Origin of the sequence: Streptomyces poriferorum (assembly GCF_019399235.1) — a bacterium.
Taxonomy (GTDB): domain Bacteria; phylum Actinomycetota; class Actinomycetes; order Streptomycetales; family Streptomycetaceae; genus Streptomyces; species Streptomyces poriferorum.
Window position 1 is genome coordinate 1 of sequence record NZ_JAELVH010000499.1, and the last position, 2,218, is coordinate 2,218.

The window sequence follows — 2,218 nt, forward strand, 5'->3', positions numbered from 1 at the left end:
CGGGCGCGCCCTTGGGCCCGGTGAGCGGGTTGTCGACGTCGCTCGCGAGGATCAGGTCGACCTCGCCGAGCCGCGGGTCGAGCCCGGACAGGTCGGCCGTGGCGAGATCGGCGAGGCCGCCGCCGCCGGGGCCGACGGGCTTGCCGTCCGCGTCCAGGAACCGGGCGCCGAGTGCGGCCAGCATGCCCGCCCCGCCGTCCGTGGTCGCGCTGCCGCCGACGCCGAACACGATGGTCCGCGCGCCCGCTCCGAGGGCGGCGAACAGCAGCTCACCGGAGCCGTACGTGGTGGCCGTGAGCGGGGCGAACACGCCCGCGGGCAGGTGCTGAAGGCCCGAGGCCTCGGCCATCTCGACCACCGCGGTGGTGTCGCGCACCGCGTACGCGGCGGTCACGGGGTCGCCCAGCGGCCCGGTCACCCGCGCCTCGCGGCGCTCGAATCCGGCGGCCACCGCGGCCGCCACCGTGCCGTCGCCGCCGTCCGCCACGGGCAGGGTCTCGACCCGTACCCCGGGTGCGACGCGCCGCAGCCCGGCCGTCACCCGCTCCGCGACCTGTACGGCCGTGAGCGAGCCCTTGAACTTGTCCGCCGCGACGAGCACGCGTGCGGTCTCCATCACTGCTCCGTCCGTCACCTTGATTCCCTTTGCTTTCGAACAGGCAGTCGCGCCGCCCCGACCCTATCCGCAGCACCCCCTCCCTGCCCATGGGTGTCCGTGCCCTGGACCCGGCCGCTACGCTGCCGACGTGACCACCAATGACTACGCCGCGTACATCGCCGGTCTCCCGAAGGTCCTGGCCGGCGCAGCCTGCATCTTCCGCGACGCGCGGGGCCGGGTGCTGCTCGTCGAACCGAACTACCGGGAGGGCTGGGCGCTGCCCGGCGGCACGATCGAGTCGGCGGACGGCGAGACCCCGCGGCAGGGGGCGCGACGCGAGTCGGCCGAGGAGATCGGCCTCGACCTGGAGCCGGGCCGGCTGCTCGCGGTGGACTGGACACGGGGCACGGCGCGACCGCCGATCGTGGCCTATGTGTACGACGGCGGGGTGCTGGACGAGGAGCAGCTGAAGGCGGTCCGCGTCCAGGAGGAAGAGCTCCTGTCGTGGAAGCTCGTCGAGCCCGCCGAGCTCGGGAACCACCTGCTCGGTGCGCTCCACAGCCGGGTACGGGCGGCGCTGGACGTGCTGGAGTCCGACGCGGGCACCGCGGAACTGGAGGACGGCACGCCCGTGGCCTGAGCCCGGGCGCGGCCGCGCAGCCGCACGTGAAATGGCCTCGCGCGGTGCGGTGGGCGCTGCGTACGCTCCCCGCATGACACTCGTGGCGATCCTCAGCGGCGCCGGCATCTCCACGGACTCCGGCATCCCCGACTACCGCGGGCCCAACGGTCTCTGGCGCAAGGACCCGGAGGCCGAGAAGCTCGTCACGTACGACCTGTACATGTCCGATCCGGAGATCCGCCGCCGCTCCTGGCAGATGCGGCGCACCAGTGCGACGTGGAACGCCGAGCCGAACGCGGCCCACCGGGCGGTGGCCGGCCTGGAGCGGTCGGGCGTGGCCGTGCGGGTGATCACGCAGAACGTCGACGGTCTGCACCAGGCAGCCGGTCTCCCGGCACGCAAGGTCTTCGAACTCCACGGCACCGCACTCCACGTGGTGTGCACCCGCTGTCACGCCCGCTCGACGATGGCCGAGGCCCTCGCCCGGGTCGAGGCAGGCGAGCCGGATCCGCCCTGCGGCGTGTGCGGCGGGATCCTCAAGTCGGCCACGGTCATGTTCGGCGAACGGCTCGATCCGGTGGTCCTGGGTCAGGCGATGGCGGTCGCGAAGGGCTGCGAGGTCTTCATCGCGGTCGGTACGACGCTCCAGGTGCAGCCCGCCGCCTCGCTGGCCGGGATCGCGGCGGAGCACGGGGCGCGGCTGATCGTGGTCAACGCGGAGCCGACTCCGTACGACGCGCTGGCGCGGGAGACGATCCGGGAGCCGATCGGTACGGCGCTGCCGGCGCTGCTCGAACGGCTGGCGGACGAGGCGGGTTCGGGGGCGAGCGCCGGTCAGTGAGATCGGTGGCCGCCGGTTCGGTCCGGTGAGCGGCCGTCGCGTCCTCCCTCCGTTCGACGGGGGCGATGCGCGCCCCGAGCCCGGCAGTCGGCTCCCTGCGCGAAGCTCGCGCCGGAGCCCCTACCGCGAGGCCCCCGCCCCCTCCTCCCCCTTGTGG

General features: G+C 74.3%; 3 protein-coding genes. 2 read left to right on the top strand and 1 reads right to left on the bottom strand.

From position 1 onward, the window contains the following. Positions 1–616: glycerate kinase (locus JGS39_RS38940; protein ID WP_219574494.1), on the bottom strand; the 616-nt coding region annotated here is incomplete at its 3' end. A gap of 130 nt (positions 617–746) precedes the next feature. Here JGS39_RS38940 and JGS39_RS38945 point away from each other — a divergent pair. Both JGS39_RS38945 and JGS39_RS38950 read left to right on the top strand, forming a co-directional pair. Next, positions 747–1,238, top strand: a complete 492-nt coding sequence (locus JGS39_RS38945) for an NUDIX domain-containing protein (protein WP_219574492.1) — start codon at positions 747–749, stop codon at positions 1,236–1,238. A 73-nt stretch (positions 1,239–1,311) separates the two neighbouring features. After that, positions 1,312–2,061: an SIR2 family NAD-dependent protein deacylase gene (locus JGS39_RS38950; protein ID WP_219574493.1), complete on the top strand. Its 750-nt coding sequence runs from the start codon at positions 1,312–1,314 to the stop codon at positions 2,059–2,061. Positions 2,062–2,218 lie beyond the last annotated feature (157 nt).